Here is a 25,685-nt window from a genome sequence, read left to right as displayed (position 1 = left end):
CCAAACCAAAAGAGAAAAATATGGGACATTACAGAATCTCTCGCCGGGCTTTTTCCGCATTACTGCTCAGTTTGTTTTTCGCCGCTACCCTTACCCATGCGAAGCCGCAAGCAAACGCGCAAACACTGAGCACAGAACAGCAACAAATTATTCAGCGCGGACAGCAGTTGCTCTCACAGCAACAAGCCACACAAGCTTTTGCGCACTTTCGCGAACACGAAGCTACGCTCGCGGGCAGCAACCAATTCGACTACTGGTATGGTGTTGCCGCGGTGCGGGCAGGGGAGCCCTTCGAAGCCTCGGTAGCGCTTGAGCGAGTGATTGCGAATCAACCAAATCACGCCGGCGCGCGGCTCGAACTTGTTGCTGTTTATATTCAATTAAACCAACTCAATTCAGCGGAGCAGCAACTCGACGTACTCGACGGTTTAAACCCGCCCACGCGAGCGCGCTCCGCCATGAACCGCTTTCGTGATGTAATTGCCGAGCGCCGCAGCGTAAACTCACATAATATGCGTTTTGTTACCCTCTCTTTAGACACCGGTTATGACAGCAACTATTTAAACTATCCTGACAGTTTCGACTTATTCGCCGACACCATTTTAGAGGGTATTGCCGTGCTCGAGGCCGACGATACCAGCTACAACAACGTTCGCGGTGTGTACTGGCAGCGTTTTGACCTGAAACACGGTAGCTATTTTGAAGCGAGCCTTATGGGCCAAATGCGGGTGAACCACAATAGCGCGGCAAGTATGTTCGACACCACCGTTATTCATGGCGCCGGTGTTTTTGGCACTGAACTCTCCGACACTCGCGAACTCCGCGTCGGTGTTGAACATGCCCAGTTGTGGCTCGACAACGACCGTTATCGCTACCATACGGGCTTAACACTCGGGTTACGCGAAAAGCTGAATGGTAAAAATGAACTGCATGTGAATGGCGCGTATCGCACTTTCCAGTTTAATCAAAGCCGTAACGACTACTATTCATGGTCTGGAGACCTTGAGTGGCGGCACGCATGGTCGGCGCAAACGCGTCTGCGCTTCAAAGCTGGCTTTGAACAAGAAACGGTAGTAGAAGCCACCACACGACAAGGCGGTGACCTCGACAAACTTCACGTGAGTGCCCATATTGACTATAACCTCAGCGCGCAAACACAAATCCTCGCTACCCTCGGTTATGAAGCACAAGAATACAGCAGTGCTGCATTTGCCGTATTTAACCGTGGCGTTGCCGATATTCGGGACGACGACAGTTTACGCGCTCGGCTGGAATGGGCCTATCAGCCCACTCAACACTGGCGATTCAGTTTATTCGGTCAGTATCGCGAACAAACTTCTTCAATAGATTTCTTCGATTTAGACCAAACCTTAGTTCAGGGGAGCGTAACCTATGTTTTCTAACGTCACTTTTGCACCTGCAGGCAAATTTTGGAGCGGCGTAGTAACGGTTGTACTTCTCAGTTCATTGGCTTTTGCGGCCCTGGCGCAAAGCAATAATGAAGAAGCCGGCAAACTACTTTTTGTCCACGGCACGGTTGAGCTCAGCCGCAACGACACACGCAGCGCGGCACAGCGCGGCCAATCATTATTTAGTGAAGACATACTCACTACCCAAGCAGCTTCCAGTGCGCAAATACGCTTTCGCGACGACGCCCTTGTTGCCGTTCGCCCGAACTCCACATTCTTAATTTCGAGTTACAGCTTCGACGCCGATAACCCCGGCGACGGCGAACAGCGCACACAACTGTTGCGCGGTAGTTTGCGCGCAATGACCGGTGCTATTGGTCGCGCTAAACCCGAACAAGTTGAGTTTGAAACCCCAGTAGCCACCATGGGTATTCGCGGCACTGTGCTGTCGATTGCGCATGTTCCACCCGGTCAGTCACAAAACTTTAGCTTGCCCGAAGGAACCTTTGTACAAGTAGAAAGCGGAGCGGTTTTGGTGAGCAACCAAGCTGGTGCGCAACTGGTGAACATGGGTGAAACCTTTTGGGTACCCGACGCAGTAACCGCCCCACTTCCGGCGCCTCCGGAAGTATTGGCTTTCTTTGCCCAGCAAAATACGCAACAAGCCAGTGACGAAGACGACAACAATGACGGCTCGGGCGACGATATGGCCGACGATGTAGGGGAAACAACCTCAACGGGCCAAACCACGAGTAGCACAACGACTAACCAACAAACCGGCGATTCAGTGTTGACCACACCCGATCAAGCCACCGAAGACACCGTTGAAACCATTGTCGATGAAAATCAGCCGGATCCTGAGCCAGAGCCTGAACCGGAACCTGAGCCAGAGCCTGAACCCGAGCCCGAGCCCGATACGCCTTTGCCTTTGCCCGACTTTGGTATTGGCCTCTCACCCTTTGGTACTTTTGCGCTCGTTCCTGGCTATGAACAAATTCCGGCGGGACAATTCGTACTTACGAGCGTAGTTAGCGACCCCTTAACCTTTGAGTCTTTAATTGACGTGGCCGATATTGACCGAGGCTACGTGAATACCTCTAGCACCTTTGCTACATCAAATTCAGACATTAACTGGGCGCGCTGGACCGCTGAACAGTACCGTTTACTGAACTCGCTTGGCGAAGAAATAGAGGTTAATTACGACTATTTAGCACTGTTCAGTAACAACCCCATCTACTCAGGTAACCTATTTAACAATATTTCGGAAACTTGGCATTTTGGCCAAACGCTTCACTTTGGCTTACCCGTAGGCCCCGGCGTTGCAATGAGCAACGGCGCAAGTTTCGAAATTGGCACCGACTCGCTTATTTCGGTAAACCTGAACAGCGGTCAGGTGGGCGTTGAACTGTTTTACGGCTATAACACACCTGGCGAAACCAATCGGTTTATGTACGGCGAAGGTTCCATTACCGACCTTTTCACCAGCTACATTGCGCTCCAAGACATGGGTGCTAACCCTATTATTCTCGACGGCTCGCGCCTCATCGGGGTGTTTAGCGGCCACCAAGATTGGGGCTTCGACGCGCTGCTCACCGCGTTAACCTTGTTGGTGCAAGACGGTGACGACGTTATTGAAGGCTACGGTATGTTGGCTTTCTTAAACGACTGTGTGCGTAACTTCCCTTGCCCTCTGTTAGGCCCAGGGCAAGTAAACGCTGCCGACGTGGGCTGGAGCAGTGGCTTTACTTTGGCGTCGAATGCAAACCGTCTCATCCCAAGCCAAGGCGAACTCACTTGGCTGCAAGAGCTCAGTGAATACATGGCGGTAAGCGCTCAGCAGCAAAGTAGCGGAACCGGATATGTACGCTTCCAAGCGCATGATCCAGAGAGCTTAACCACAAACCTAGAACCGGGCCAAGCCGTTGTTATTGAAACCGATGGTGAGCCGCTAGTGATTTTCTGGGGCCATTGGGCTGCCGACAGCTACAGTCTTACCTTCGACCCGCTTACGGGCGACCCAGTGCAAACCTTGTCGAACGACAGCAACTACCACTTTATCTTTGCCAGCCATTTAACAACGGAAATCCCAGCAGACGGTAGCTTTGTCTTCTCTAACGTTGGCGGTTCAGGGCTGGTGTCGGACCTCGACAACAGAGTGCTGCCCATGCTTGAGGGTGGTATTACCGTTAACTTCAACGACAGCACCTTCGGCGTAATGTTAGTGTTCGACGACAATGGCAACAACGCCGTGTTGTCGGGCAGCAACCTTGATCTTTATGCGTTCTTGAATGCTATTGACGGCGTAACCCTTGGTGGCGACGGGTTCGACACCGGCTCCATTTGGGGAACCTTTGTCGGTGAAGGGCTCGACGCAATTATCGCACTTATTGAAGCCCAGCAAGGAAACGAAACCTTCCGCGGAACAGGGGTGTTTGCCTATTTGCCGCCGCTTGAACTGCCAGACGCAGGCCTTGGCCTCACCACTGGTGGTTATTTTGAGCGCGGGCGCGACTTCGATCGATTTGAGGCGGGTATAGGGCAGAACGACCAGATTTTCCCTATTTATGTTGCCAACGACGACCTTACCTTTGAGGCACTGGTGAGTACGCCGTCGGAGTCTTATATTACTTGGGTGAACGACTGGAACCCCAACAGCTACTCCGCTATCGATTGGGGCAGCTTCGCCGCTGGCGAGTACAGCCTTGTGGACAGTAACGGTTACGTACGCGCAAATAACACGGCCTTCCCTTACATGATGTCTGATCAGTCGCTGGAAAGCTTAAACCGTGTGAATGACGTGCTGGCAGGTCATCACGCCGACGAGGGCGTATTGACCTTCCGCTTCGGCGGCGGTACTGGCGTGGATTTAAGCAATGCCGAACGGGTAGAGCTCAACGACACCAGTCGCGTATTTATTGATGTAGACAGCGCCGAAGTTGTATTTGAGCTCGACTTTGCTTACAGCGCCGAAGACATGGAAATAATGCGTACCTTATTTGGGAGTGGCTCGCTGAGTGAATTTTACGAGGCCTACATTGAACTTGAAGAAACCACCAGCGGCGAACGTATTGTCGATCTGGCGCGTATGTACGGTACGCTCACCGGCTCCGAAGATACAGGCATTGACGCGTTGCTTGCAGGGCTCTATTTAGCGATTACCGACTTGAACGCGAGTTCTGGTAGCGGCTTTGGCTTGCATTATTTCCTTTATTGTTGGATGGGTGAAAGCTGTGAAGTCAGTGACCCTGCACCGCCTGTAGAGTTGCAATATGGTGGCTTAATGGACCAAGGCTACATTGTCCGTGAAGGAGCAGCTATCACCAATCAAACCGGCACACAACAAGGTGGCGACGCGGTGTGGGCTCCAATCGTTATCGACGACGGCGAGCGTAAGTTTATTCGCGCCTTCGACACCTCCAGTGGCTTTATTTTACCCACTTACGCCATGATGCCATTCACTGCACCAAGGCAAGGGCTGTATTGGGGGTCCTACCAAGCTGGCTCGTGGAGCTTTTATGAGGAAGACGGCAACGGCGTCAATCAACCTATTCCTGGTACCGGCAACACCGCGTTCCATTATGCCTTTGCCGAAACCAACAACTTCATTGGCTTAGAATCATACGACCGTGCCATTACAACCCTAGGTTGGTACAGCATGCCGATGAATTTCCGGTTGGCAGGCGCAACGCCACTCACGTTCCGTGACGGCGGTTCCTTTAACGTGGCGCCATCGAGCGCCATTACGGTGGACCCCTACGATGGCTCTATCCAAATACAAATCGATGTAACCTACTCGGAGGAAAACTTTGCAACCCTGCGCGAATTAGTGGGTAGCGGCAATATCGTCGACCTCTATGAGCACTACATTGAACTGATTGAACAAGGCAGCGACCCTATTATTGGCCTTGCTCGCTTATTTGGTCAGCTCACCGGCTACGCTTACCTACCGGGCGATACTGAAGGCACTTGGACTGCAAATCCGAACGTAGACGGTTTGTTAGCGGGGCTACTGCTTCAATTAATCGGTGACGACAGCGATGTGGCCTTTGGTACCATGGCCTTCGTACACTGCTATTACAACAACGACTGTTCGTTCACCGATTTGCCGATAATTCCGGGTATAAACCTGACGAACGCCGGCATACTCGACGTAAACCTTGCTGAAATGGAAATTTTCGACGAGGCCCAAGTAGAGGAAGTATCCGCCGGTCATTTTGCCCCAACTTATGTGCAAAATAACGCGTATACCTTTAATGCCAATGAAGGCGCTTTACCCAACTTTATGCAGTCTTTGTGGCTCAATGAGTATTTTATGGAGTCTGAAGCAACGATTCACTGGGGGGGTTGGGAAGCAGAAAGCTATAGCCTGCAGAACTATTGGGGCGAGGAAATGAATAATAGCGCGGCAATGCCGTACCTCATTTCCGACCATACCATTCGTGTGGCGTCTACGGTGAGCTCGATTGCGAACCAACATCATGAAGGCCAGGTGGTGTTTAACCTTGCCGGCGGGCCGGGAATGAACCTGTCGAACGGGCTGAATTTCGATTTAATGCCAAACAGTTCTATTCTGCTCAATCTCGACGCCACCGCCAGCGATTTTGAACTGCAATTTAACTTGCCGTTCCAGTATGGTCCGAACGAGATGATTGGCTACCTTATGGGCCATGGCAGCGTGTTTGACCTTTATAACGGTTTCATCTCGCTCGCCGCAGAAGACACTCAATTAAGCTTTAACGACGCGCGCTTCTACGGCTCCTTTGTGGGTGACCAAAGTTGGGGGCTCGACGCTATTCTAGGCGGACTATATGTCGACTTCTTCGACGAAAACCCGATATCCGGCTTCGGCTTGTATGCCTTCTTACGCTGCGTAGAGTCTGCCGATTTCCCGTGTGGCCCCGGCGAAGGAATTCCTGGTATTAATATTGGCGATTACTACCCGAACGGTAACGTAACGGCCTTTGCCCGCAACAACAACTTTTGGAGCAAAGAAACCGACGGCATTCTGGTAGATATTTTCGGCACCGGCACGCCTCAGCTCGTGGTTCATGGTACGGGCATGTACGGCGAGGGTGGTCACTTGTTCTCCATTATGTCGCAAAACCCGAGTGCGGACTGGACCGGCGGCTCGCATCAAGTTGCCACCAATGAAGGGGAAGACGAAATTTTGTGGGGCTATTGGCAAGGCGGAAGTTACGAGCTCACCTTCTCCACGGAAAATGGTGATGAAACCGTGCTCGACAACAGTTCACCGTACTTCTACTTGATCGCCAGCAATGCCACGCAAGCCAGCGCATTAAGCAACCTACAGAGCAACATTGGCGCCGCCAGTTACGGCTTAACCACCAGTGGCAGCATGGGGCTTATTAATACCGTAACGGGCGAAACGCTGAATGCGGTCAGTGGCGGTGTCTACGTTGACTTTGAAAATGAATCCTTCGATTTCAGCATTAATTACGAAGGCATGAACAATACCTTATCGGTATTGCAAGCCGACATTATGGCGCTGTTCAATGGCACATCTGTTAATCTCGAAGGTACGGGTCTCTTTAGCTACGGTACGCTAGACGGCCAGTTTGTGGGCTCACAAGCGGAAGCCATCGCCGCGATGATTAGTGCATGGTTGAACGACAACGAAGAATTACGCGGCATCGAAATTTTCGAACGCGTACCGGGCGCAGGCTAACCCCATGGGAGCGAAAAGAATGCAAACCTTAAAACTGAGTATGGCAGTTAGCCTTGTTTTGGGACTCACGGCGTGTTTTTCATCCACCATCGAGGTGCAAGCTACCGAGCGCATTTCCTCGTCGCTAGAGCAAAAGGTAATTGCATGGCGCCGCGACTTACACCAACACCCCGAGCTAAGTAACCGCGAGTTTCGTACTGCCCGTGTGATTAGCGAACACCTCGAGTCGCTCGGACTTGAAGTGCAAACTGAGGTTGCGCACACGGGCGTTGTGGCTATTCTCGAAGGAGGCAAGCCCGGCCCGCTCATTGCGCTTCGCGCCGACATGGACGCCCTACCGGTCACCGAGCAAACAGATTTACCCTTCCGCTCTGAAGCCATTGGCGAATACCGGGGTGACGAAGTCGGTGTTATGCATGCGTGTGGCCACGACTTGCATGTGGCGATGCTCATGGGCGCTGCCGAGCACTTGGTGGCACACCGCGAGCAAATTCAAGGCTCGGTCATGTTTATTTTCCAACCCGCCGAAGAAGGCGCACCCGCTAACGAAGAAGGTGGCGCAGAGCTCATGCTCAAAGAAGGTTTATTTGCAGCGCAAAAACCCGAAGCCGTGTTTGGCATTCATGTTTGGAGCGCACAAAACACCGGTAAATTGGGATATCGCTCGGGCCCGCTCATGGCGTCTTCAGACCGTTTCGAAATTAATGTAAAAGGCGTACAAACCCATGGCTCTCGGCCTTGGGGTGGCGTTGACCCTATTGTTGCCGCTGGGCAAATTATTACCAACGTGCAAAGCATTGTGAGCCGCCAAGTGGATATTACCAAAGCACCTGCGGTGATTAGCTTTGGCATAGTAGAAGGCGGTGTACGTAACAACATTATTCCCGACAATGTGTATTTAGAAGGAACCATTCGTAACTTCGACATGGACATTCGCCAAAGCATTTTTGAGCGTTTAACCGCCACCGCAGAGCACACGGCGAAAAGTAGTGGAGCCGAAGTACATGTGCATATTGACGAGGGCTACCCCGTAACCATTAACGACCCAACACTTACGGCGCGCATGTTACCCACCATGGAACGGGTTGCTGGTGCCGATAATGTTTTGGAGAACCCCTTAGTAACCGGCGCAGAAGACTTTTCGTTTTATGCACTAGAAACACCCGGGCTGTTCGTATTTTTGGGAATTACTCCACCTGATCAAGACCCCGCCACGGCACCGAGCAATCATTCGCCGTTTTTCTACGCCGACGAAGCGGCCCTGAAAACCGGCACCGAGCTCTACATTAACTGGGTATTCGACTACCCTGAGTCTTAACCCGCCCGCCTTGCGGGTGCGCTTAATATTTAGTTGCACCGCTCGTTAGAAACACCCAGTTACAATTCACTGGGTGTTTTTGTTTGCGCGCGGCTTGCCAGCCTTTTGAGCTTCTTCTAATATCAACAATATAATGTTTACAATATAAAGCTTAGTGCATAAGGCTTATTCGGGCATGGCCAAAAACGACAACGACCAAATTTTAAAGGGATTACTCGACACGCTCGTGCTAAGCACGCTAAGCGAGCATGAAAATTATGGTTTTGGTATTAAGGAAGCCTTGCGCACGCAACTAGGTGAAGACGCCGAGGTGGTAAAGGAAGCAACACTTTACCCTTTGCTGCATAGGCTTGAACGGCGTGAGCTTTTACTGTCGTACCGGCAGCCGGGCGAGCGCGGCACTCCGCGCAAGTACTACAAAATTACCCAAGCGGGGCTTACCTATTTGAACCAACAAACCGAGTCATGGCGGCAAGTTCTCAGCCTGCTTGAGCGCACTATTTTTAAAGAATCTTAATTATAAAGCGGTTAGAAAGGACCATAATATGAAGTTTCATAGCCTTACACGTTTTCCCAAACATGCTTTCCCAGCCGACTTAAACACCAACGACGCGGCGATTGACCAGTATTTGCAAACCCTCGACAAGGGGTTAGCAGGTAGCACCGGCGTGCGCCGCGTTACCCTTGAAGAAGTACGCGATCATCTTTTAGAACAAAAAAGCCAACTCCTTTGCAGCGGTTACTCGGAGTCGGAAGCGGGTTCCCAAGCCACAGCGAACTTCGGCCCTGCAGAGCACCATGCCAAAGCACAGCGGCACGAACGCTATAAGCTGTTTATTACCATGTTCTTTCGTTTTGGTTTGATCTTCGCTTCGCTCATGTTGATTATGAACTTAATCTCCACGGCTTCGGTTATGGAAAACCTATCAACCCTGGCCACGCTGTTCTTGTTCAATATGACCTTTTACGGCTTTTTTATGAGTTACTGGTATAGCTTTGCATTCACACAAGCAAAGCCCGCGCCAGCAACACAAACAGAACAGGGCGAAGTATTAGAAGTGTACTCACAGAAAAGTAGCAAATATGCAGCCGTGTTTCTCTTCGTGGCTATGGGCGGAATTGCCGTAAGCTGTCTTCTCGGTTTATTTGGCTACGGCTATATGGCGGCGAGCGGGCCTGTACTGAATATCATTTTATTCATTTTGGGCGGACAAATGGCAATCGGCGCGCATATTGCATGGACTCGCTACACACTCAGCGATACCCAGCTTACGCAAACTTCTTTGTTTGGTAGCCGCACGTTTTCACGAGACGCCATTCTTGATCTCAAGGAACGCCCCATGTGGCGGCAATTCTTAATTACTAGTATTGGCAAGCAATATGCGCTCGTGTGGCGCGACGCCAATGGCAAAACCCAACAAACAACTGTGGTTATTAATGGCGAAATGCATAATAGCGATCAGCTGGTCGCCACACTCAAAGCAGCGACCAAGGCCTAACGCAATACAACGCTTAACTCTGTGATTTCGCGGTAATGGTTTCTAACCCATGGGCATTGGGGCCGCGCTCCGACTGCCAGAGTTTGAAGCTAAAGAATAAGCCCGTAGCGGCCAAGCCGGTATAGAACCACATACCCGGCGCATACCCCGCTACATTTTCTGCGCCCGCTTGATAAGTGTCGTTTAACCAACCCACAATGGGCGGTACCACCGCCCAGCCGAGCTGCTGGCAAAAGGTCATTAAGGCGTAGGCAGAGCCAATTCGGTTGTCGCTCACAATATAGGCTACTGAAGGCCACATTACGGCGGGTATGAGCGAAAAAACACCGCCCAGCATTAAAATCACCACAAATAAAGAGAGCGGCACCAACTCACTGCCAAGACCCGGAATGCCAATAGCAATCATCGGCCCTGGCGGTAAATAAGTAACCATTAAGAACAACGGCAACATTACCAATGAGCCCGCTGCCATAAACAACGAGCGGCGCCCAACACGGTCAACCCAGAGGCCAAACAACGGCGTTGCTATAATTGCCGCTATCGGCAACATACTACTTAACATGCCGGCCGCTTCACGGCTTAAATTGTGAGCTTCTTGGAAGTAGTCAATAGCAAAGCTACGGAACGGAAACACGGTGGCATAAAACACCACGCAAAGCGCCACAATGTACCAATACGACGCACTAAACTTGTAAATGCTTTTCCAGTCTAGCTTTTCCGTTTCGTCCGCTTTACCTAAAACATAGCCTTGTTCAACTCTGCGCTCGGTAATCCAGTACAGAATAGCCGCAGTTACGGAAATGCCGGCCACCGCGGTTGCTAGCCATAATGGGTCTTGCCAATTCACATAGAGCGGGCTGGCAAACGAAGTAGACAGGTCGGCCGAGGCTGAACCCAAGCGGGAAATAGACAGGTTAATGCCAAAAGCAAAACTGAGTTCGCGGCCACGAAACCATTTCGCCAGCGTGGCCGTAGCAGCCACAATCAGTGGTTCTGCGCCCAAACCGAGCAGTATTTGCCCGGCCAACATGGTTTCAAAATAAGGAAAGGCAGCACGTAATGCTGCCGCTGCCATACACACAATGGCAAACACGGTAATGGCCGTGCGCGTGCCAAAACGGTCAATAATATAACCACCCGCCAACAACACGAGCAGCGCCGCTATATTGTAAGCGGTCGACAACTGACCTATTTGTGCATAACTAAAACCTAAGTCGTTACGCAACAAGTCCACGACCGGCCAAAGCGCGTCGTAAATATAGTAATTGCCAAACATGGCAAGGCTAACAAACAGTAACACCAGCCAACGAGTGGCGGGCGACGGCATTTTAGCCGGGGAGTTGGTGTGGTTCATAAGCTACTCTTCTTGTTATTTTAATGGCTTGCGCCCGAATGCGATTAGCGGCTGCGTTCAAAGTTCACTACCGGATAAGGCAGCGGTTGTAGGCGATCACTGTCTGCCCGAAAAAATTCAATTAACGCCTTGGCGTCGAGCGCACAGTTTACCGCTGGCGCACTGCAATTTAGCGCCTCACCTCGATAAAGCGTCTGCAACCGCTGGCCGTTCTCTTGGCTAACGCGCTCTACGTTGAACGCAGTTAATTGGTTGTCTACATAAGCAATATCAATACGCTGCGACTGCTCGCGCTGCGCTTCATAAACGGCAAGCCAGCCGTCGTTTCCGGCAGCACTATAGGCACTCATTACCACATTGTAGCGTGCGTTAAGGTCGAGCGGTTGCCAGTTCGGCGTTGCCAGTGTGCCCCTATTTACCTCAACAGACACCAATTCACCGCTCACACCGCGTTGCTGCTCCCGAAAATGGTAGCGGATTCGCCCGCCATAAGGAAACTTACCTGCGTGTGCGCCTTCCGGTAGCACTTGCAGCAGCACTTCGGTGAGCAGGTGATGCACTTGCTGGCCGGTTAACGGCACAATAGACAACGGCGACGCAAAGGGCAGCATTTCCAGCGCAATATCGCCTTCACGCAGCTCGCCTTGCGACAGCGATTGGCGAATACCGCCTGCACCCACCAAAGCAAAATCTGGAGTAAGCCCAGTCAGCGCTTGCACCTCGGGGCGCATAAACCATTGAAATTGACTTTCTGCTACCAAGGGTGCCAAACCAGAGCCTTGGCTTCCCGAATTCCCTTGCCCGGGCAAACGAACATGGGTAACGGTTTGCGGCACAAAACCAAGTACGTCGCCATAGGCTTCGTTTAATGCTGGTTTGTAGTACTGATCAATATGCGCTCGTAAGCGTTGTTGCTCCTCAACAATGGCAATATTCCGTTGTGTTGCAATAAACGCACCAACGTACTGATGCTGAATATCGCTGGCTTTGTCTCGCTCAGCACGGCGGCTTTGCAAGTAAAAGGTGCCGTCACTTAACAAGGTATTGCCGCCGTCACAGGCCGCTACTCGCCCCTGTTGGTCAAACTGAATATTCAGCAACCCAACGGCCGTGGCATATTGCCCCGCCTGCACTACGCAGGTTGTTCCTTGCCCGTCGGGATTCACAACACGTTGGGCGTATTCACCCGGAAAGTCCCAGCCAAGGTTAGTGAAATCGCCAAGCAAGGTGTGAGAGTGGCCACCCACAATAGCGTCGATCCCGTTCACGTTTTGCGCCACACGCAGGTCTTCACTGTGGCCGATATGGGTTACCGCAATAATATGTTCAATGCCGTGGACGGTAAGTTCGTCTACGGTTTGCTGTGCTGCGCTCACCATCTCAAAAAACTGTACGGCGCCGGTGTTTGAAGAAATGGTTGCCATACTGTCGAGCGCCAGCCCAAACAGAGCCACTAAAGTATAGTCAGGCTCTACTTGGCGCAGTTCGTTGAGCGACGTTATGCGCTGTTTCTCATTGCCTTTCATGGCGTAAATCACATAGGGCATTAAGTTGGCTTGGTCGGCAAGGTCTGGGTCGGCCGTTGTATCAATATTCGCCGCAACCATTGGAAAATTAACTCGCTCAAGAAAGGCATTTAAGTGAGCATTCGTGAGGTCGAACTCGTGGTTCCCAAGCGCCATCGCGTCGAAACCAAACTGGCTCAATATGTCGGCGTTCATTAAACCTTCATTTAACTTGAAATAAGCCGTGCCTTGCCAAGCGTCGCCACCATGCAATAACAAAAACGGTTGTTGCGCCGCTTCTGCTTGCGCACGATAACGCTCCACCTTACTCAGTAACCGCGGGTGGCCACCAAATTCGGTGTACAGCATCTGCCCCTTGGCAAAATGCGGTTCTGCTAATCCTGCGTTGAAGTTAGCGGTAACAGAAGCGCCGATAGGGTCAAAAGCCGAATGAGTGTCGTTCACATGCGCAATGTACACACTAAATGCGGCGTTTTTTGCCGTTGAGGTTTTTTCCGTAGTGCTTTCCTCCTGAGGGAAAGCACAACCCAGTAAAAGCGCTGCAGCTGCCAACACCGAAGGAATACGCAAAAGCATGGTCGTTGTTTTCATGGAAATACTCAAAACCCTTTGTGAAGGCCCCGATGAAAGCAAATAACCGCGCGAATGTCTACTTTCATGAGTATGTTCTTATGCACAGCCGTGCGCTTTCGGTTACACTTTATCGGTCGTTACCGCAGTAGTAGGAGTTGCTTATTAATTACCTCATTCCAGGCCCACGCGATCTCTGGTTTCTTCCGCTCGGCGGTACCGGCGAAATTGGTATGAACCTAAATTTGTTTGGCCATGCCGGGCAATGGCTTATGGTCGACTGCGGAGTAACCTTCCAAGAGCCACTGAATACACAAAACCCAACGCTATTCGACGTGGTTTCCGCCGACCCTAAATTTATTGTGGAACACAAAGAGCACCTTGCAGGTATTGTTATTACGCATGCCCATGAAGACCACTTGGGGGCCATTCCCTATTTATGGCAGCGTTTTCAAGCCCCCATTTACACCACTGCCTTTACCGCCGAAGTGCTACGGCGCAAACTCCAGCAATTTAATTTGCTCGACCAGGTACCCATTATTGAAGTAAACACCGGCGACACACAAAACATTGGCGTATTTTCAGTGCAATGGTTGGCCACCACGCATTCTATTCCAGAGCCCCACGGGTTGGTTATTCGTACACCAGCAGGTGCTATTTTTCACACCGCCGACTGGAAAATCGACGCCAACCCTGTATTAGGCAAAAAGTTCCAAAGCCGCCCCTTTGAGCGCATGGCTGAACAAGGCATTAGCGCCATGGTCTGCGACTCCACTAATGCCCTCAAGCCAGGTTACTCAACGTCGGAAGCGGCCGTGTATCCGGAGTTAAAAAAACTCATTAGCGAAACCCGTAACCGTGTCGTGGTAAGCTGTTTCAGTAGCAATATTGCCCGCTTAATTACGTTAGGCCGAATTGCCAAAGAAACCGGCCGCTACTTCTCGCCTATCGGTCGTTCATTGCAGAACATGGTGAGTATAGCGCGTACTACTGGGTATTGGCCTGCCGACATTCCAGTGGCCGATCAGCGCCACTTGGGCTATCTCCCCGCGGAAGAAGTGCTGGCCGTGGCCACAGGCTCCCAAGGTGAACCGCGCGCAGCATTACGCCGCTTAGCAAACGACGGTTTTCGTGATTTACAGCTTGAAAAGGGCGACCGAGTTATCTTTAGCTCAATGATTATTCCCGGCAACGAGGACGCTATAGCCGCTTTGGTTCGCGCACTCAAAGCGCGCGGCTTCAACGTTATTCAGGCGCATGAAACAGCGCGCCCAATTCATGCCAGTGGCCACCCCTGCCAAGAAGAGCTCAAACTGCTTTACGACTGGGTACAACCCAAAATAGCAATTCCAACTCATGGTGAACCCGAGCATTTGGATTTCCACCAAAAACTCGCCAGCGAACGCGGTATTGAGTTTAGCTTCTCTGGCAGAAATGGTGACTTATACGTTATTGCACCCGAACCGCGACTGCAGAAAAATGTGGTGAAAACTGGGCGTATTCCGCTGCAGTTTTCGGCGAATTAAACCGGGTAACTTAACTGGGTAACTCAACAAGGAATGCAATCATGTCTATCGATATTGTGACCTTTACTATGAATCCGGCGGTTGATGTTTTTGGTGTTACCGACGAAATTTTTGATGACTCGAAAAGTCGCTGCGACAAAGCTTCGTCTGAACCCGGAGGCGGCGGAATCAATGTTGCTCGCAACATTCAACGCATGGGCAGTCAAACCATGGCTGTTTTTCCCGCCGGTGGCGTAAATGGCGCCCTCCTAAAGAAATTATTAGCGGCGGATAAAACACCTTTTACCGCAATTGAGGTTGCTGACGAAACACGACAAAACTTTGCCATTACCGAGCGTAAGCGCAAGGTTATGCACCATTTTGTTTTTCCAGGCCCTGTACTTTCTGAGACAGAGTTCCAGCAATGCCAAGACTCTATTTTTAGCTGTGCGCCGCAGCCTCGCTATTTGGTACTTAGTGGCAGTTTGCCGAGCACCGTACCGGTTACTTTCTACCGCGAGGTGATTACCAAAGCCAATCAAAAAGGCACTCAGGTCATGCTCGACACGTCTGGTCCCGCATTGTCTGAAAGCCTGTTTGCAGGAGCCTATTTAGCCAAATTGAATCGCAAAGAATTTGCTTCGTTAGCCAACACGTTTAATAACAACCCCAGTGGCTTCGACGAACACGCCGACATGGAAACCTTGTATCAACAAATGAAGGGATTGGTGGCAAAAGGTGCGGTACAGGTGCTTATTGTAACCTTAAGCCGTGGCGGCGCTATGCTTGTGAGTGCTAACGGCGAGGCCTATCTTTACACGGCGCCGAAGGTTCATATTGTAAGTCATGTGGGTGCTGGCGACAGCTTCATGTCGGCGCTCGTACACCAACTCAATCAAGACGCCGAGCTCAAAACCGCAGCCCATTACGGGGTAGCTGCAGCCGCAGTAACCGTGCAGCTTGAAGGTAATCAGCTCACAGACTTAAACTGGCTCGAACGCATGTGCAAAGAAGTGCACTGTGAGTCGCTAAAAGATTAAAGCTATGCCATTGCAGCGGTATAGGCTACCCCTGCAACGGCGCTCTAAAACACGAATTACAGCACTTCAAAGGTGCCGGCAGGGCCTGGGAACACAACCGGGCTTTCAATACCGTCTTTGTTAATACTGGCCACACCAAAGAAGTAATTATCAATCACTACGTTTTCTAAGGTGAACTCGGTTACGTTGCCCACTTCGCGGCTGAATTGCCATTGCGGCTGATCGGTATAACGCCAATAAATTTTGTACCCCTTAATAATTTCCTGCTCTTTTGCACTCGGCGCGTCCCAACTTACCGTAGTATGAGGGCTCACTGCGCCAGCAATTTCAACCCCCGTTGGTGGCGCTGGTGCCCATGCCATGCTTGCCAACGAAACCGCATTCAATGCTGTTAACTTCGCAGCGTAATCAAAATCCACATACTCAATGGTGTCACCATAATGGCGTCCCTCTTCGTTGCGTAAATCTTGATGCTGGCGGTCGTAATGCTCGTTGGTTTCCATAATGCGAATACCGGGGAAACCTAAGTCGTTAAAAGGCCGATGGTGGCCACCACGACGAAAGCGATCCAGACGGTAAACCACCATGGTATCGAGGTTTGGAATGTAACGATCTGCAATCCAGTCGATATAGCGGGCTAAATTACGGCTCGGTGAGTCTACCTCACCCCCAGTAAAGCGGCGTAAACGGGCTTGCTCAGGCGTTTCATTCATACGCGTGCCTTCGGCAAAAATACGCGCAGAGGTATTATCAATAACGCCATTGATGCCGGCAATATTACCAATCATGTCATTGTTCAACACGGCATGCAGGCGCCAGCCTTCTTCCTGTGCTTGGCGCGCTAAAATTTGACCACCAAACAAGCCTTGCTCCTCACCCGACAGTGCTGCATACACAATAGAGCCATTAAATTCGTACTGGGTAAGCACACGAGCCGCTTCGAGTGTTCCCGCCACCCCCGACGCATTATCGTTGGCACCCGGCGCTGCCGAGGTGGAATCCATAATGTCGGTTGCGCGAGAGTCAATATCACCTGCCATTAGTACATAGCGATTCGGGTCATTCTTACCCCGTTGAATGGCCACCACACTTACCACCTCGGTCGCATTCGGTATACGCGGCGTGCCCTCAATCACGTCCGTACTGTAATACACTTCTAAACATCCCCCACAGGCGGCCGAAATACGCTCGAATTCTTCAAATATCCAACGCCGAGCGGCGCCAATACCTTGTGTCTCCGACTCGGTCTCAGACAAAGTATGACGGGTGCCGAAACTCACGAGTTTGGCAATATCACGCTCAATGTTGGCGGCAGAAGGTGCGGCTGCAATGGTATGAAGTTTTTCTTGAACCACATAGTCAACCGACGGAAATGCCGTTGTACTCATCAAAACAAGGGCGGCGCTAGGTAACATTCGTTCTATCATTGCGTACGTCCTCTTGGCTTTTTTTTATTTATAAACCCAAACGCTATTGTATGTCTCGCTTCAAATTAGCGTTTTGCAACAGGATTTCACTCAAGTATTTCGAATCATGCTTTGTTGCGTATTCCACAGCTTTTTCCGACGCAGTTAAAGCACCTGCACGATTATCATTCATGGTATAAGCGGTTGCTAAGCTATCCCATAATATCTCTGAATACGGGAACGCTTTTGTACCAGCCTCTAAAATTTCAACGCCCCAAGCAAGTTGGCCTTCGTAGGCGGCTTTTAGGCCATAAACATTATACTGGTGGACAGACATCGACAGTTTGTAGTCTGCAATTTCGGCGAACTCTGCATAATATTTGGTAAGCTGCTCGAGTGATTTAACCTCGATTTGTAGGACCGCATTAAAGCCTCGAAAAACCGATCTAAGCCCCACCACATTGCCGATTAACGGTGTTGAGTCATGGCTTTCATCGGGAAATCGGCGTAGCTGCCAAGTTAAATTACCGTCAGACAACTCGCCGAGTGCAGCTTCTAAAGCATTAAAACCCTCGGCCATTTCGTCAGGTTCGCTAGCCATACTAGCGAACCAACGAACCTTGGCGCTTTCAGCCGTAAGAGATGCCAAATCATTTACAATAGCGAAATCGTCCCACCACAAACTAGGACTGATAGAAATTGCGGCTTGTATTCGATCAGTGTGATTGAGCGCTAGATAAGCCGTGTATAATCCCGACAGCGAATGTCCGGTCACTGTCACGTGAGGTGCAATCCGATAGTCTTCACGCAGCTTGGGCAGCAACTCTTCAAACACGAATTTTGTATAGTTTTCCGCACCACCAGAGCGACCCGCAAACTGTTCTAACTCGGTGTGGGTAAAGTTCAGCAAACGGCTATTTGCACTGACACCGACCACGATCATGTCGGGGATTTCAGCGAATGTGCTCAGAAACTCAATATTACCCGCTATATGATTAAATTGTGTTGAACCGTCCATAACCAAAAGCAGCGGATACTCATAGTGTGAAGAATGCACATAGGTTTCGGGTAACGCCACCCTTATGGTTGTCGTTTCACCCAGTCGCTCTGAATAAAATTGAAATGAAGTGCTTGCGCCACATACCACAGAAAAAAAAGAGGCCAACAGAATTAGTGTGGTCAGTAGCACTTTGAATCGTTTGTCCACCGCAGATTCCCTTTGAATTTAAGCTCAATGCTCTCACAAGGAAATGAAGGGTAGCACAATGCGCGGCAAACGAAACTACAAGTTGCCCGCTTTATCATTCCCAAACGCGCCACGGATTCTACCATTATGTAGAAGAAAGTGACCCAACGACGCTATTATGGAGAATTGCAACTCTAAAATGTCAACTCATGTGGAGCGGTCAGAGGAATCATGCAATGGGGTATGGAAAAAGAAGAAAACTCAAGTAGCCAGTGGTCAGCTCCCTTTATTTGAGTTTTCGCCTGATAATTTAGCTCAACTCGGAAAACATCAACCCCACATCAATGGTAAAGACGACCAGTTCAGTAGATATATTGTTTATGTAGATGAAAGCGGTAATCACAACCTGCAGAGTATTGATCCACAGTACCCTATTTTCGTACTCGCGTTTTGTGTATTCCATAAACGGCACTACAGCGAAGTCATTGTACCTACACTCGAAAAGTTTAAGTTCAACCATTTTGGCCATGACCAAATAGTATTGCATGAAAATGAGATTCGGCGCCGAACTGGCCAGTTCAATATTTTCCGTAGCCGGCAGCATCAACTTGCGTTCATGAGCGAACTAACTGAAATCATCGAGTTTAGTAACTTTGTTCTCATTAGTGCGACGATCGACAAACGACACCTCGCCAAAGCCAATCCAGAAGATAACGCCTATCACATTGCCTACACCCTCACGCCCGACATGATGCTCCGCGCTGCATGGACAAACACCATTGCACGCCCCAGTTTCTCAGACATTTCGCCGCGTGCATCGGTTGACCGCGAAGACCTAGAAGTTGAATTAGGCAACCCAGATCTTGACCCCTACGAAGCTATGAATTTCGACCTCGTATTCGACTGGTACTATGCCGAAGGGAGCGTATTCACCTTGGGCGCTTTCTACAAAGACATCGACAACTATGTTGTAGAAGTGACTTCGAACAATGTACCCGAGTACGCAGGGTTCGACGTAACGCGACCAACCAACAGCACTTCAGCGTCGGTAATGGGCGTAGAAGCAAACTGGTTGCACAACTTTGTTGACGGCCCTATGCAAGGCGTACTGCTGGGTGCCAACCTTACCGTGCTGGATACAGAACTTGAATTACTCGAGCGCACGAACGAAACCTTCGCACTACCGGAAGCCGCTGAACTGACCGCGAATGCCTTTGTGGGTTACGAAAAAGGCGCATTCAGTACCCGCCTAAGCTGGACACACCGCGACAAGTACCTGCAAGAAGTGGGCGACGATAGCCGCTACGACCTTTATGTAAAAGCGCATACCCAATTGGATTGGACCGCGTCGTATCAGTTCAGCAAAGGATTCGAGCTGGTGGCAGAAGTAACCAACATTACCGACGAGCCACTCGAACTTTATCAAGGCACACCAAGCTATACCTTACAGTTTGAAGAGTATGGACCAACCTTAGCCTTAGGGTTTAAAGGCCGCTTCTAGGCGCTCTAACCTTAGCGCCGTGCCCTTAGCACATAAACAAAGCCCTGCATTCGCAGGGATTTTTTTTGAGCGGACTTGCACCAATGCTGTGCAAGCGTGCACAAAAATGCAGCAGCGGAACGGGGTGTGTTATAAAAATATCATTAAAAACAAAGATATAAATATTGGCACGGCGGTTGCTCATGTTCCATTGCAGTTTCGCGACGAACCACGGAGACGCCTGCCATGAAACTTATTATTGCCATTATTAAACCGGCAAAACTACCGGAAGTACGAGACGCCCTACAAGCCGCTGGCTGCAAAGGCATGACCATTACCGAAGTGAAAGGATTCGGGCAACAGAAAAGCCATGACGAACTTTATCGTGGCGCCCCTCACCATGCCGAATTTCTTTTGAAAACACGCCTCGACATTGCCGTGCAGTCGGAAGACGCCGACCGTATTGTCAGCGCCATTGAAAACGCAGCACGAACGGGCAATACCGGCGACGGCAAGGTATTTGTACTTAGCCTTGAACATGCGGTGCGCATTCGCACCGGCGAAACGAACGAAAGCGCAATTTAAGAGGCCTAACATGACAATAGAACAACTGGCTTACTCAGTAGACACATTCTATTTATTAATGAGCGCGGCACTGGTGATGTGGATGGCCGCAGGGTTTTCCATGCTAGAAGCAGGCATGGTGCGCAGTAAAAACACCACCGAAATACTGGTTAAGAACGTGCTGCTCTACTCTATTGCCGGCATTGCTTATCTCGTGATCGGCTACCGCTTAATGTACGGAACCCCCAACGTTGAAACTTACGCTCAACAAGCCGACTTCTTTTTCCAAATGGTGTTCGTGGCCACCGCCATGTCGATTGTTTCGGGTGCGGTGGCCGAGCGCATGAAGCTCAATAGCTTTCTACTGTTCTGCCTCGTGCTCACAGCCGTTATTTATCCGGTGCAAGGCAGTTGGAGCTGGGGTGGAGGCTTTTTAAGTGAACTTGGCTTTGTCGATTTCGCCGGCTCTGGCATTGTTCACATGGCTGGTGCTGCAGCGGCGCTTGCTGGGGTATTACTGCTCGGTCCACGCCAAGGCAAATACGCAGAAGACGGTACCAGCCGTGCCATTCCCGGTGCCAACATGCCACTGGCAACCTTAGGTACTTTTATTCTCTGGATGGGCTGGTTTGGCTTTAACGGCGGGTCGCAGTTGCAACTGAGCGGCACCGACAACGCCAATGCCATTGCACTGGTATTCGTGAATACCAATGCTGCCGCCGCAAGTGGCGCCTTAGGTGCATTCTTACTGGTTCGGCTCAAATGGCAAAAAGCCGACTTAACCATGATTTTAAACGGAGCATTAGCAGGACTCGTGGCTATTACCGCTGAGCCCTCTGCGCCCACGCCACTGATTGCCTGCTTGATTGGATTGGGTGCAGGTGTGATCGTAGTTGGCTCTATTCTGTTCCTCGACCGCCGTGGCATTGACGATCCAGTAGGCGCAATTTCTGTGCATGGTGTTTGTGGGCTCTATGGTTTGCTGCTCGTCGCATGGACGAGCGCCGACGCCAACATACTCTCCCAGTTGTTGGGGGCCGCCGCTATTTTTAGCTGGGTATTTACTGCCAGCTTAGTGCTTTGGCTGTTCTTAAAAGTAACCTTGGGTATTCGCATTAACGCCAGCGAAGAACGAATTGGCTCCGACTTAACCGACTGTGGTGTTGAAGCCTATCCAGAATTTGTTAGCAGCAAGGAAAATTAAATCCTCACAGAGCAGCTTTCGGCCCCCGCAGCATGTGCTCCTCTGCATGTCTGCGGGCTTTTTTGTTACCTAATGCGTAGCCACTGAACCAAACCTTCGATACTCACGTTTAATAAACATAATTCCACTTTAAACTTTCATACACCATGCTTGATCGCAGCCAACGTCAGTCGCTCCCCAATAGTTTTACCCGCTCCGAAGAGCTCGCGAAGTTCGACGCCTTAGCGCCGGAATGGTGGGACCCAAATGGCAAATTCAAACATGTGTTGGCGTTTAACCACGCGCGCTTTGCTGTAATTGAACGGCGTATTGCCGAGCATTTCCAACGCGAACTAAACCAGCAATTACCGCTCAAGGGCCTGCGTATTTTAGACATCGGTTGTGGTGGCGGCCTATTAACCGAAGCTTTGGCCCGCGCAGGCGCTGAAGTCATTGGCATCGACGGCAGTGAATACAGTATTCGTATCGCCCAAGCCCATGCCGAACAAAGCAAGGTGAAGGTTGAATACCGGCATTGCTTGGCCGAAGAGCTCGGTCACGACCAGCAATTTGACGTTGTACTCAACACCGAAGTCATCGAGCATGTGGAAGACCAGCAAGGACTGATTGATACCTGTTGTCGGTTATGTAAACCCGAAGGCCTGCTGGTACTGGCAACGCTGAATAAAACGCTCAAGTCTTTTTTATTTGGCATTATTGGTGCGGAATATGTGCTGCGGCTACTCCCGAAGGGTACCCATAACTGGCGCTATTTTGTTCGCCCCGCCCGTATGCAAGAGTACTTGCTACCCCATGCATTTCACATTAACCACGTAACCGGGCTAAATTTTAATCCCTTTAGCAAAATATGGCGTGAAAGTAACAGTGCCCAAGTGAATTACCTTGCCTTTGCGATGCACAACAACGGGAGCAAAGAACAGTGATGACCGAAGAACAACGCTCTCGCATTATCGAAATGGCGTGGGAAGATCGCACCCCCTTTGAAGCCATTGAGCGTTTATATGGATTAGCGGAAAAAGAGGTCATAAAACTGATGAGAAAAGAGCTCAAAACGAGCTCTTTTAAACTCTGGCGTACCCGCGTCAGTGGTCGTAAAACCAAACATCTAGCCCTACGCTCCCCCAACGTAACCCGCGCTTATTGTCCTACACAGTATAAGCGCTGAGCTCGCGGTTACTACTCGCTTTAATTCCCCGCGCTATTTCTCCAGCCTGTCGCTGAATGGCGGAATACGACTTATGCCAAAAGCATGTTCTCTTTCAATCGACAAGTCATGTTTCATTTGCAATTCCAAAAACATCTCGGCACTGTATCCTGTCGCTAGCTCAATGCGATATGCCAAATTTGGTCTGATAGGTTTTAGACCACGAGTAATCTCTGATAAATGTTTAGGACTTACTTTCAAGTATTCAGCAAACTTTGTTAAAGATATTTGATGTGGCTGCAAAATACGCTCAAGAACAAATAGTCCAGGATGCGTCACGACACGCTTCATTACATTGATTTGAGTCATGATCTTCTCCTAATTGTGTTCATAAATATCAACATCCCACACTTCTGCAGGCCTTCCTGGATATGCTCTTCGAAATTTAAAGGTTACATGTACATTTACTTCCAAGGCATTGTAACCAATAGGCATAACCCAAGAACACGGCTCGGCATACTTCCGCGCCCAAGTTAGCTCCAGGTCTCGCTCTGTTATTGCCGAATCCAGAATATCTAGGGAGTCCCGCAGCTGTTGGCGCAAATGAGGTAAAAGGAATATATGTAAATCGTCGCAAACTCCGAAATAGAACTCTTGAAGTGACAAAGACTTCCAATGATGAATCGGCATCCGCTCCTCCTTGAGCTAGATTGGTTCCGATGTATAAAAACCGTTACCTAATTGGTAATGATTTTAAGTTAGTTTAGGTTTTCCCGCAACTCGGTTTTCACGCAATTCGAGAATTGCGGAATTCAAAATATATAAAAGTGACTGCTCCCCGCCCTGTCAAGCGAGGCTTCCAACTTCTTAGCCAGCAACCGGCGCCTAAACGTCGGGAACGCGAACCCAACCTTCCATAAGTACGCGAGCACTTCGGCTCATGAGCGCTTTAGTAACTACCCACTCGCCGTTGACTTGCTTGGCTTCTGCGCCTACCCGTAAGGTGCCGGACGGATGCCCAAAGGTAACCGCAGTGCGCTCACCGCCTCCAGCCGCAAGGTTAACCAGCGTGCCTGGAACCGCTGCTGCCGCGCCAATGGCAACCGCTGCTGTACCCATCATGGCATGATGCAGTTTGCCCATAGACATAGCGCGAACCAGTAAATCGATATCGTTTTCGCCGACATCTTTACCACTAGAAGAAACGTACGACTTCGGTGCTGCCACAAAGGCAATTTTCGGCGTATGTTGGCGCGCTTCGGCTTCGCTTACATCCTTGATCAACCCCATTTTTATTGCGCCATGAGCGCGCAGGTTTTCAAACATGGCTAAGGCTTTAGCGTCTTCGTTAATAGCACCTTGAAGCTCGGTTCCCGTGTAGCCGATGTCCGCTGCATTGACGAAAATGGTCGGTATACCGGCGTTGATTAGAGTAGCTTTCAGTACACCTAAGCCCGGGACTTCCAGATCGTCCACCACATTACCCGTCGGGAACATAGAGCCCTCGCCGTCGGCGGGATCCATAAACTCGATAGGCACTTCTGCAGCGGGAAACGTAACGCCATCGAGCTCAAAATCGCCGGTCTCTTGCACCTCGCCATGGGTAATGGGCACGTGGGCGATAATGGTTTTCTTGATATTGGCCTGCCAAATGCGAACCACTGCGGTACCGTTTTCTGGCACCCGACTTGCGTCGACTAAACCAGCCGTTACCGCAAAGGAGCCCACCGCAGAGGTCAAATTTCCGCAGTTTCCACTCCAATCGATAAAGGGTTTGTCGATAGCCACCTGACCAAATAGGTAATCTACATCATGGTCTGGCTGTGTACTTTTCGACAAGATTACCGTTTTACTGGTGCTCGAAGTAGCTCCGCCCATACCGTCGGTGTGCTTACCGTAAGGGTCTGGGCTGCCAATAACGCGCAGTAACAAGGCGTCTCGAGCCGCACCCGGCTGCTGCGCAGCTTCTGGCAAATCGTCTAAACGAAAAAATACACCCTTGCTCGTGCCGCCACGCATATAGGTAGCAGGGATTTTTAGTTGCGCTTTGTGCGTCATAGTGTTCCTTAAAATTTGATGCTCGCGTGTTTCGCGGTAGATACCATCTCTCACAACCGACTTCTAGCGATAATTTCACGTCGCTAGAGGTCGATATTCTTGCTGGTGTTTGATTACACCGTAACAGATCTGCATCAGCTTACGCATGGCAGCTCCTATCGCCTGCATTTTTAGCTTGCCGGCGGCTAAAAGCCGTTGTTTTTGTTTAATAATATCTGGATTATGAGTGCCAGCAGAGACACTCGCCATGTAGATTTTCGCTCGAATTCGAGAAGGCCCTTGTTTACTCAAAGCAACTCGACCTTTCATATTCCCAGACTCCTGGAGCTTAGGTATGAGCCCTAGATAAGCAGTAAAGTGCTTTGCGGTTTTAAATTGCTTCACCGCGAATAAGCTCACCAGCTCTCGGCTGATAACGTGGCCTACACCCTTCACGGACATCAGAAGGCTTTTGTTTTTCTTGAGCTGTGGGTCGCCATCGATATGGTTATCAACATCCGATGTCAGCCGCTTAATCTCGGCTTCTAGGCTCGCTATCATGGCTTCGATAGACTCGAGCACGCGCTCGGAAGCCCCGCTAATTTGAGAGGCCTCTAAACGGTTCTGCTCTCTTCGTTTGTCTTTTTCTAAGGCATCGAGGCGACGCAGCATGGCGCGTAACTCTCGAGCCTGTTTAGACTCTGGAGTCCAGACTTGGAAGTCATCATACTGACTCATAGCATGACCATATCGCGCG

Annotated in this window: 19 protein-coding genes; 12 read left to right on the top strand and 7 right to left on the bottom strand. The window is 50.4% G+C overall.

Translation table 11 applies throughout. The features are described from left to right. The first annotated feature begins 20 nt into the window (after positions 1 to 20). The 5 genes from DQW12_RS10065 (at position 21) to DQW12_RS10045 (ending at position 9,912) form a co-directional block, all read left to right on the top strand. A complete protein-coding gene (locus DQW12_RS10065; RefSeq protein WP_157957899.1) occupies positions 21 to 1,403 on the top strand; it encodes a tetratricopeptide repeat protein in 1,383 nt (460 codons plus the stop codon). Next, positions 1,393 to 7,095, top strand: a complete 5,703-nt coding sequence (locus DQW12_RS10060) for a FecR family protein (protein ID WP_113907739.1) — start codon at positions 1,393 to 1,395, stop codon at positions 7,093 to 7,095. Before DQW12_RS10065 ends, DQW12_RS10060 begins: the two co-directional genes overlap by 11 nt. Positions 7,096 to 7,114: 19 nt before the next feature. Continuing rightward, positions 7,115 to 8,413 carry an amidohydrolase gene (locus DQW12_RS10055; protein ID WP_113907738.1) on the top strand — a complete coding sequence of 433 codons (1,299 nt, stop codon included), beginning with the start codon at positions 7,115 to 7,117 and terminating at the stop codon, positions 8,411 to 8,413. 175 nt (positions 8,414 to 8,588) lie between these two features. After that, positions 8,589 to 8,930: a PadR family transcriptional regulator gene (locus DQW12_RS10050; RefSeq protein WP_113907737.1), complete on the top strand. Its 342-nt coding sequence runs from the start codon at positions 8,589 to 8,591 to the stop codon at positions 8,928 to 8,930. 28 nt (positions 8,931 to 8,958) lie between these two features. Further along, entirely contained in the window at positions 8,959 to 9,912 is a 954-nt protein-coding gene (locus tag DQW12_RS10045; RefSeq protein WP_113907736.1) for a hypothetical protein, read from the top strand. A 13-nt stretch (positions 9,913 to 9,925) separates the two neighbouring features. On the opposite strand, the gene DQW12_RS10040 is transcribed toward DQW12_RS10045, so the two are convergent. After that, complete coding sequence (locus tag DQW12_RS10040) at positions 9,926 to 11,266, bottom strand: MFS transporter (RefSeq protein WP_113907735.1); 1,341 nt, start codon at positions 11,264 to 11,266, stop codon at positions 9,926 to 9,928. 44 nt (positions 11,267 to 11,310) lie between these two features. Then, positions 11,311 to 13,383 carry a bifunctional metallophosphatase/5'-nucleotidase gene (locus DQW12_RS10035; RefSeq protein ID WP_232819948.1) on the bottom strand — a complete coding sequence of 691 codons (2,073 nt, stop codon included), beginning with the start codon at positions 13,381 to 13,383 and terminating at the stop codon, positions 11,311 to 11,313. Positions 13,384 to 13,595: 212 nt separating this feature from the next. Here DQW12_RS10035 and DQW12_RS10030 point away from each other — a divergent pair, with 212 nt between their 5' ends. After that, positions 13,596 to 14,888 (top strand): ribonuclease J, encoded by a 1,293-nt coding sequence (locus DQW12_RS10030; protein WP_113907869.1) that lies wholly within the window; start codon positions 13,596 to 13,598, stop codon positions 14,886 to 14,888. Positions 14,889 to 14,929: 41 nt separating this feature from the next. Beyond that, positions 14,930 to 15,907, top strand: coding sequence for a 1-phosphofructokinase family hexose kinase (locus DQW12_RS10025; protein WP_113907734.1), 978 nt, complete (start codon positions 14,930 to 14,932; stop codon positions 15,905 to 15,907). 56 nt (positions 15,908 to 15,963) lie between these two features. On the opposite strand, the gene DQW12_RS10020 is transcribed toward DQW12_RS10025, so the two are convergent. Both DQW12_RS10020 and DQW12_RS10015 read right to left on the bottom strand, forming a co-directional pair. Continuing rightward, entirely contained in the window at positions 15,964 to 17,334 is a 1,371-nt protein-coding gene (locus DQW12_RS10020) for a M28 family metallopeptidase (RefSeq protein ID WP_113907733.1), read from the bottom strand. Between the two features lie 43 nt (positions 17,335 to 17,377). Then, the gene (locus tag DQW12_RS10015) at positions 17,378 to 18,520 is read right to left on the bottom strand and encodes an alpha/beta hydrolase (protein WP_232819947.1); all 1,143 of its coding nucleotides are present in this window, start codon (positions 18,518 to 18,520) and stop codon (positions 17,378 to 17,380) included. A 178-nt stretch (positions 18,521 to 18,698) separates the two neighbouring features. Between DQW12_RS10015 and DQW12_RS10010 the strand changes: the two genes are divergently transcribed. The 5 genes from DQW12_RS10010 (at position 18,699) to DQW12_RS09985 (ending at position 22,912) form a co-directional block, all read left to right on the top strand. After that, positions 18,699 to 20,000 (top strand): TonB-dependent receptor domain-containing protein, encoded by a 1,302-nt coding sequence (locus tag DQW12_RS10010; protein ID WP_113907732.1) that lies wholly within the window; start codon positions 18,699 to 18,701, stop codon positions 19,998 to 20,000. Positions 20,001 to 20,225: 225 nt separating this feature from the next. Then, positions 20,226 to 20,564: a P-II family nitrogen regulator gene (locus DQW12_RS10000; RefSeq protein WP_113907730.1), complete on the top strand. Its 339-nt coding sequence runs from the start codon at positions 20,226 to 20,228 to the stop codon at positions 20,562 to 20,564. 10 nt (positions 20,565 to 20,574) lie between these two features. Next, positions 20,575 to 21,747 carry an ammonium transporter family protein gene (locus DQW12_RS09995; RefSeq protein WP_113907729.1) on the top strand — a complete coding sequence of 391 codons (1,173 nt, stop codon included), beginning with the start codon at positions 20,575 to 20,577 and terminating at the stop codon, positions 21,745 to 21,747. A gap of 146 nt (positions 21,748 to 21,893) precedes the next feature. Continuing rightward, complete coding sequence (ubiG, locus tag DQW12_RS09990; RefSeq protein ID WP_113907728.1) at positions 21,894 to 22,670, top strand: bifunctional 2-polyprenyl-6-hydroxyphenol methylase/3-demethylubiquinol 3-O-methyltransferase UbiG; 777 nt, start codon at positions 21,894 to 21,896, stop codon at positions 22,668 to 22,670. Further along, the gene (locus DQW12_RS09985; RefSeq protein ID WP_113907727.1) at positions 22,670 to 22,912 is read left to right on the top strand and encodes a TIGR03643 family protein; all 243 of its coding nucleotides are present in this window, start codon (positions 22,670 to 22,672) and stop codon (positions 22,910 to 22,912) included. Before ubiG ends, DQW12_RS09985 begins: the two co-directional genes overlap by 1 nt. 33 nt (positions 22,913 to 22,945) lie before the next feature. On the opposite strand, the gene DQW12_RS09980 is transcribed toward DQW12_RS09985, so the two are convergent. From DQW12_RS09980 to DQW12_RS09965, 3 genes are all read right to left on the bottom strand, one after another. Beyond that, a complete protein-coding gene (locus DQW12_RS09980) occupies positions 22,946 to 23,260 on the bottom strand; it encodes a HigA family addiction module antitoxin (protein WP_113907726.1) in 315 nt (104 codons plus the stop codon). A 516-nt stretch (positions 23,261 to 23,776) separates the two neighbouring features. After that, a complete protein-coding gene (gene prpF / locus DQW12_RS09970; RefSeq protein ID WP_113907724.1) occupies positions 23,777 to 24,949 on the bottom strand; it encodes a 2-methylaconitate cis-trans isomerase PrpF in 1,173 nt (390 codons plus the stop codon). Between the two features lie 75 nt (positions 24,950 to 25,024). Continuing rightward, the coding region (locus DQW12_RS09965; RefSeq protein WP_232819946.1) for a transposase at positions 25,025 to 25,685 on the bottom strand (661 nt) is incomplete at its 5' end.

It is taken from the genome of Aliidiomarina celeris (genome assembly GCF_003316875.1).
Classification (GTDB): domain Bacteria; phylum Pseudomonadota; class Gammaproteobacteria; order Enterobacterales; family Alteromonadaceae; genus Aliidiomarina; species Aliidiomarina celeris.
This window is presented reverse-complemented; position numbering and strand designations above follow the sequence as displayed.

Coding starts and splice junctions, on each gene's coding strand:
- DQW12_RS10065 (WP_157957899.1), top strand. CDS start 21: ATGGGACATTACAGAATCTCTCGCCGGGCTTTTTCCGCATTACTGCTC.
- DQW12_RS10060 (WP_113907739.1), top strand. CDS start 1,393: ATGTTTTCTAACGTCACTTTTGCACCTGCAGGCAAATTTTGGAGCGGC.
- DQW12_RS10055 (WP_113907738.1), top strand. CDS start 7,115: ATGCAAACCTTAAAACTGAGTATGGCAGTTAGCCTTGTTTTGGGACTC.
- DQW12_RS10050 (WP_113907737.1), top strand. CDS start 8,589: ATGGCCAAAAACGACAACGACCAAATTTTAAAGGGATTACTCGACACG.
- DQW12_RS10045 (WP_113907736.1), top strand. CDS start 8,959: ATGAAGTTTCATAGCCTTACACGTTTTCCCAAACATGCTTTCCCAGCC.
- DQW12_RS10040 (WP_113907735.1), bottom strand. CDS start 11,266: ATGAACCACACCAACTCCCCGGCTAAAATGCCGTCGCCCGCCACTCGT.
- DQW12_RS10035 (WP_232819948.1), bottom strand. CDS start 13,383: ATGAAAACAACGACCATGCTTTTGCGTATTCCTTCGGTGTTGGCAGCT.
- DQW12_RS10030 (WP_113907869.1), top strand. CDS start 13,596: ATGAACCTAAATTTGTTTGGCCATGCCGGGCAATGGCTTATGGTCGAC.
- DQW12_RS10025 (WP_113907734.1), top strand. CDS start 14,930: ATGTCTATCGATATTGTGACCTTTACTATGAATCCGGCGGTTGATGTT.
- DQW12_RS10020 (WP_113907733.1), bottom strand. CDS start 17,334: ATGATAGAACGAATGTTACCTAGCGCCGCCCTTGTTTTGATGAGTACA.
- DQW12_RS10010 (WP_113907732.1), top strand. CDS start 18,699: ATGTCAACTCATGTGGAGCGGTCAGAGGAATCATGCAATGGGGTATGG.
- DQW12_RS10000 (WP_113907730.1), top strand. CDS start 20,226: ATGAAACTTATTATTGCCATTATTAAACCGGCAAAACTACCGGAAGTA.
- DQW12_RS09995 (WP_113907729.1), top strand. CDS start 20,575: ATGACAATAGAACAACTGGCTTACTCAGTAGACACATTCTATTTATTA.
- ubiG (WP_113907728.1), top strand. CDS start 21,894: ATGCTTGATCGCAGCCAACGTCAGTCGCTCCCCAATAGTTTTACCCGC.
- DQW12_RS09985 (WP_113907727.1), top strand. CDS start 22,670: ATGACCGAAGAACAACGCTCTCGCATTATCGAAATGGCGTGGGAAGAT.
- DQW12_RS09980 (WP_113907726.1), bottom strand. CDS start 23,260: ATGACTCAAATCAATGTAATGAAGCGTGTCGTGACGCATCCTGGACTA.
- prpF (WP_113907724.1), bottom strand. CDS start 24,949: ATGACGCACAAAGCGCAACTAAAAATCCCTGCTACCTATATGCGTGGC.